The organism is Tepidibacter formicigenes DSM 15518 (genome assembly GCF_900142235.1).
Taxonomy (GTDB): Bacteria; Bacillota; Clostridia; order Peptostreptococcales; family Peptostreptococcaceae; genus Tepidibacter; species Tepidibacter formicigenes.
Genome location: NZ_FRAE01000026.1, coordinates 25,437 through 31,868, shown reverse-complemented (window position 1 = coordinate 31,868; position 6,432 = coordinate 25,437). Strand labels below are relative to the sequence as shown.

General features: G+C 26.9%; 5 protein-coding genes. All 5 read right to left on the bottom strand.

What is annotated here, in order from left to right; translation table 11 throughout:
- Positions 1–227, bottom strand: a 227-nt coding sequence (locus BUA77_RS06740) for a transposase zinc-binding domain-containing protein (protein WP_200773934.1), incomplete at its 3' end; no start/stop codon positions are given.
- Positions 228–457: 230 nt separating this feature from the next.
- Complete coding sequence (locus BUA77_RS06735) at positions 458–1,372, bottom strand: chemotaxis protein (RefSeq protein ID WP_072888531.1); 915 nt, start codon at positions 1,370–1,372, stop codon at positions 458–460.
- Positions 1,373–1,513: 141 nt separating this feature from the next.
- Positions 1,514–3,451, bottom strand: coding sequence for a complex I subunit 5 family protein (locus tag BUA77_RS06730; protein ID WP_072888529.1), 1,938 nt, complete (start codon positions 3,449–3,451; stop codon positions 1,514–1,516).
- A gap of 14 nt (positions 3,452–3,465) precedes the next feature.
- Complete coding sequence (locus BUA77_RS06725; RefSeq protein ID WP_072888527.1) at positions 3,466–4,929, bottom strand: proton-conducting transporter transmembrane domain-containing protein; 1,464 nt, start codon at positions 4,927–4,929, stop codon at positions 3,466–3,468.
- A 25-nt stretch (positions 4,930–4,954) separates the two neighbouring features.
- Entirely contained in the window at positions 4,955–6,430 is a 1,476-nt protein-coding gene (locus BUA77_RS06720; protein ID WP_072888526.1) for a complex I subunit 5 family protein, read from the bottom strand.
- Positions 6,431–6,432 lie beyond the last annotated feature (2 nt).

The following is a 6,432-nucleotide window of genomic DNA, read 5'->3' as shown; positions in this document are numbered from 1 at the left end:
CATCTAGTGCAAAATTTACTTTTACATGTAAAGCCTACTCTCTTACTTTCCATGCATTCTAAACACATATACTCTGTATATCCCTTTTCTAGCCTCCCACAGTCCATTGCTTTTTCAACTGTTTCTATAACATCTGCCCTTATTACCTTCGGAATTCTTTTAATTTTTTTCTTTAAAAAGTTTTGCCAATTATCTTGCAATATTTTTTTTAATGTTACTTTAGTCATCTCTTCATCTCTCTTTTTTCAATACTTATACATATATTTTAGCAAGTTTTCCACAGATTTTGAAATTTTATAATTTCCTACTTAATATAAAAAAATTCGCTTCATGCTATCGCATGGCTCATGTCGCCAATGAGTCCTAACGGACTCCGTTGCTCAAAATAGTTGATACTTTTTTTAAAAATTTAATGTTGTTTCCTATAAAAAAAGGATTATAATAGCATATTTTGCTATTATAATCCTTTTTCAGTTATAAGTTTATCTATCAAGGAGACCAACTTACCAATCTCTGGTTTACTCATTTGAGCATCTGCACCAACAGCTTCTCCTTTGTGCATTAAATCATCTGTAATTAAAGATGAAAATATAATTACTGGAAGCTTTTTAAGAATTTTATCTTCTTTTATTTTCCTTGTAAGAGTGTGACCATCCATTTGAGGCATTTCAATATCTGTTATAAGCATTTGTACATCTTCTATAAAGTTTTCTCCTTTTTTCTCTTCTATAGCCTTTAAATAATTTAAAGCTTGCTGTCCATCATCAAAAAATCTTAAATGCTTAAATCCCGCTTTAGTAAGAGTATCATTTAAAACTCTTCTTATAAGAGGTGAATCATCTGCTAAAACCATTTTTATATTAGACCTATCTACATTAGCTATGTTTTCCATTCTCTTTTCACCAATTCCTGACCCTGGATTAATATCCATAACTATTTTTTCAAAATCAAGAAGCATTATTATTTTGTCTCCTAAAATAATATTCCCTATAACTAAAGAAGATTCATTTATATTATCAGGCTTTTTAATATCATCCCATCCTATACGATGTATACCTACAATGCTATCAACACAAAATGCTACTTTCATTTGATTGAATTCACATAATATAGTTTTTGCTTTCTTTAAATCGCTATTTGTTTTTTCTAAAACTTGCTTCATATCTATTAATGTTACTACATCACCTCTAACGAGAGTAAGTCCAGCAACTGCTGGAGATGAATTTGGAACCTTTGTAATGTAATCTATTTCAAGTATTTCTTTTACTTTAATAACATTTATAGCATAATGAACTTCATTTACAACAAATTCTAATATCTCTACTTCTCCAGTACCTGCTTCTAATAATATCCCCTTTTTTTCACTAGCCATTATATCACTCCTTATAAAAAGTATGGTTTCGACTATTTACTATTATATTAGACATTAATTTTAAAATACCTTTATAATTACTTTAATTTCTTTAATATTTTATATTATCTATATAATATCCTAAATTTTGGTTTAGCTAATTTAAAGCATTATCAAAATAAGAGTTGTAATTACAAGTATTACTCCTATTATAAATACTGAATAAGTTATACTGTTCATATTAACCCCTATATTCTTTGATATGTCAGATAATTTATATACTTTATCATCTCCATTGACTTTATTTTTTATTTCAAAGCCTGCAAACTCAGTAATACTTGATGCTATATATTTCACAGAATTTACAACAGCTCTATCTATAACACTAAATCCTATAGATGATACTTTGTATATAAAAATACAAAGAGGTTTATATATATCATCTTCTAAACTAACCCAATCAAGAGCTGGATTTATATAGACATTTTTATCATTTTCTTTTTTTATCAGATGTCTTCTAATAAATAATACGTATATACTACAACCTATTAATATAGTTATCATTGAAGACTTAATATTTTCTATAGAATAAAACTCAAAACGAAAACTTCCATGAGATTCTAATTTAAAAGTATGAAGAGTATCATTCATTATATTTATTAGAAAATTTGGATTTATAGCAACAAATAATATGCTTAAACTTAAAATTATCATTGGAAATAATGCTCTTTTTTTAATATGACTTTTATATTGTCCTTTAAAATTATCACTTTCTTTAACAAATACAGCTATAAATAATTTTAAAAGATACGCTACTGTAAAGCTGCTGCAAATTGTAAAAATTATCTCTGCAATACTTAACCATATAGTATGATATTTATGATGTACTTCAGATAAAGCATGATGAAGAAGAGTTTTACTTATAAATCCATTAAATCCAGGCATTCCTATTACTCCAAATATACCTATTAAAAATGCAATTTTTAATATATTTTTATATTTTCCAAATCCCTGTATCTTATTTATACTAAGTTCATCTAATATCATATATATAATACCAGCCCCCATAAAAAGTAAAACTTTAAATAGAGCATGATTTACAATGTGATATATACTCCCATATATAGCTATCTCACTATGTTCTTTTAGAAATCCAATTAAAGCTATACCCATTAGCATATATCCAATTTGACTCATACTACTATATGCAAGTATTCTTTTAATATTTCTCTGAAACATTGCTAAAAATCCACCTATAAACATACTTAAAAATGAAAATATCAAAAGAATAATTGAAAACAATGTATCATTATTCATTATAAAAACAGAAACTATCATTATTCCATATACTCCAGATTTTGCCAAAATACCAGAAAGTACTGCTGTGGCAGGAGTTGGTGCTGCTGGGTATACCTTTGGAAGCCACACATGTAGTGGAAACATACTTGCTTTTACTGCAAATCCTATCATTAAAGAAAATCCTATTGCATATTTAACATTTCCTATATTATTCATTCTTAATGACATTTCACCTATATTTAATGTAGAAGTGTAATCATAAAGAAGAAGAATACCCATCAAAGTAATAAGGCCACTAGCTATAGACATTTCTAAATAAATTTTACCAGCATCATGAGAATACTCATCTTCATCATGTATAACTAATACATAAGAAGTAAAAGCCATTATCTCAAAAAATGTAAAAAGATTTAATATATTTTCTGATATAAATATACCTATAGTACTAGATAATGTAAGCATAAAAAATGCATAATATCTGTTTCTCTTTTTATACTTAATTAAATATTGAGTTGAATATATAGTAGTTAAAAACCATATAAAAGCAGTTATAAATACTAATATATACCTTAATATGTCAAGCTTTAAATAAAGCCCCGTACCCATTATATCTGGTATAAAAACTTCTATTGGATGCTTTGACACTAAGGGATATATTATTATAACTAACAAAAACTCAATTCCTGTTATAATATCAATAAATATATTCCTTAAATTTTCATTCTTTCTTCCAATTATATATCCCATAAGGGAGCCTAGTACTGGAAGTATTAATATTGTAAGTAAGTAAATATTATTCATATACTAAACCCCCTTTAAATTAATTCAATAACTATCTTTTCTATAAAATTTATAACTACATTTGGAAATATTCCCAAAATTACTACAATACCTGTAACAAGGACTATAGGAAAAAGCATCTTTATATTAGGATCATTATTTTTAATTTTTTCATCTTTATATCCTGGATATCCTGGAAAAAATGCTATTACTACAATAGGTAGTAAATATGTTGCAGTTAAAAATGCACTTAATAACAGTATTATAGGAAACATTATCTTATTAGCATTCAATCCTCCTAATGCTAAATACCACTTACTTACAAATCCATTAGTAGGAGGAATACCTATTAACGATATGGAAGCTATAGCAAAACACCACATAGTTATAGGCATTTCTTTACCTATCCCCTTCATATCAGATATATTTTTTATATGCTTTTTAACATAGATAGCCCCAGCACAAAAGAAAAGTACTATTTTTATTAAAGCATGATTTACAAGATGCATAAGCCCTCCAATTAGAGCATTTTCATTTAACATTAATACTCCAAGTAATATATATCCTAGTTGGCTTATAGTTGAATATGCAAGTCTTTTCTTTAAATTATCATGATGAAGTGCAAGAAGAGACCCCATAAGTATAGTTATTCCAACAAATATACTTGCATATAAGTTACCATTAACATTTTTAATTACATCTGCTCCAAATATGAAATATGAAACTCTAACTATAGAAAAAACTCCTGATTTAACAACTGCAACTGCATGTAGTAATGAACTAACAGGTGTTGGTGCCACCATGGCAGCCGGAAGCCAAGAATGAAATGGTACAACAGCAGCCTTAACACCAAAACCTAAAAACATAAGTAAATATATAATTAACATTAATTGATTGTTTTCAATATTAACTCCCGATAAAATTCCTCTAGGAATAAAGCTTAAATCATGATGAATACTATATAAAAGTATCATTCCTAAAAGTACTAGGGTAGCTCCACCAAAAGAATATATTAAATATTTTCTACCACTAATGAATGCATCTTTGCTTTCTGCATGAATAACAAGAGGAAATGTAAAAAGAGTAAGAAGTTCATAAAAAATATATAAAGTAAATAAATTTCCTGAAAACGCTATACCTATTGTTATACCAAGGGTTAATATGAAAAATGTAAAAAATCTTCTTTCCTTTTTTTCATAATTCATATATTCCATAGAGTAAAAAGAAGTAAATATCCATAATCCAGAAGCAAGTATTGAAAATAGAACACCTAATTTGTCAACATTAATATATATATCTATAAAATCATTAAGCTTTAAAATTTCTAGTTTTAGATTTATATCAAAATAAAGAACACAAATTGTCAAAATAAAATTTGTTATAATTGAAAAAGCTATAAATATGTTTCTAGTTTTTTTGCTCTTAAATTTTATTAAATTTAAAAGTAACGCAAAAATAAAAGGCATTAATATGGGAATTAATATAAACAAGCTTTTCATTAAGTTTCCCCTTTCTTAATAAGTATTACATTATTTTTTCACACGCAGTTAAAATCATATTTATAATTGAATTTGAACCAATTCCTAATAATATCATTCCAGTCATTAAACTGATTATAGGCATAAGCTCAAATATAGATTTTTCTTTAGACATATAAACTTTCCCTTCCAAATTTTCATTTCCAAAATATCCATTAATAACTATAGGAAAATAATAGACTACATTTAAAAGAGAACTTATAAGTATAATAGATAGTAAATATACTTTACCTGATTGTATACTAGCAATAGCAAAGTTCCACTTGCTTAAAAAACCTGGAAGTATTGGTATACCAACCATAGATAAAGCTCCTAGAGTAAATAAGCCAAGAGTTATTGGCATTTCCTTTCCTACACCTCTTAACTCTGAAACTTTTTTTCCTGTTTTTTGCATCATAGATCCAACACTTAAAAATAATGCCGATTTAATAAATCCATGACCTATTATATGAAAAATAGAAATAGCAAGACCAAGCTTATTTCCAAGACCTATCCCAAAGAATATATAACCCATTTGCGCAACACTGGAATAAGCAATTACTCTTTTTACATTCTTTTGGAATATAGCAAGAACTGAACCCATTATCATTCCTGCGCTTCCTAATAATAATATTAAATTAAGAACTGGTATATTTGAAATTATAATAATTCCAAAAACTCTATATAATACCTTTATTAAAAGTAAAACCGCTCCCTTAACTACAAGGGAAGAAAGTATTGCACTGGAAGATGTTGGTGATGATGAATGTGCATCTGGAAGCCATACATGAAGTGGGAACATTGCTCCCTTAATCCCTAGACCTATTGTAAAAAATCCTATGGAAATTAAAGTTATTCTTTTATAACTCATCCATATTTTAATAAGCTCACTATGAATAAAGTCCATATTTAAATTACCAGTAATAGAATATAAAAACGCAATTCCCATAAGTATAAGCCCTGAACCTAAACTACTTAATACTATATACTTTATAGTTGCTTTTACAGTTTCTTTATTATCTTTGACAATTATAATACCACAAGAAGCAAGGGTGCTTACTTCTATAAATACAAAAGCATTAAATATATCATTTGTAAAATTCATTCCTAAAAGAGAAGCTAACAATACATTTATAAGTAAATAATAAAGAGGAACCTTTTTCTCAGTTATGTCATTTTCTATATTATATATCGAGTACCAAATTACAAAAAAACAAACCATAGTAAATAAGATACTCATTATAGTTTCTATAATCCCTATATTAAACTCAATTCCCCAAGGAGCTTCAAAGTGCCCTATCTTGTACTTAAATTCTCCATTTACTTTCACATAAAGAAAAGTAAAAAAAGATAATATACTAGATACAAAAGTTGTTAATAAACTAATAGCTTTTATTGTAGATTTGTTTTTTATAAGAGGCATAAAAAATGAACTTATAAATAGCATTAAAGTTATAATTAGTGGAAAACTTTTAACAACCATAT

What these genes read in the sequence shown, in the direction of transcription:
- BUA77_RS06730 (WP_072888529.1), bottom strand. Translation starts at nt 3,451, where the DNA reads ATGAATAATATTTACTTACTTACAATATTAATACTTCCAGTACTAGGC.
- BUA77_RS06725 (WP_072888527.1), bottom strand. Translation starts at nt 4,929, where the DNA reads ATGAAAAGCTTGTTTATATTAATTCCCATATTAATGCCTTTTATTTTT.
- BUA77_RS06720 (WP_072888526.1), bottom strand. Translation starts at nt 6,430, where the DNA reads ATGGTTGTTAAAAGTTTTCCACTAATTATAACTTTAATGCTATTTATA.
- BUA77_RS06735 (WP_072888531.1), bottom strand. Translation starts at nt 1,372, where the DNA reads ATGGCTAGTGAAAAAAAGGGGATATTATTAGAAGCAGGTACTGGAGAA.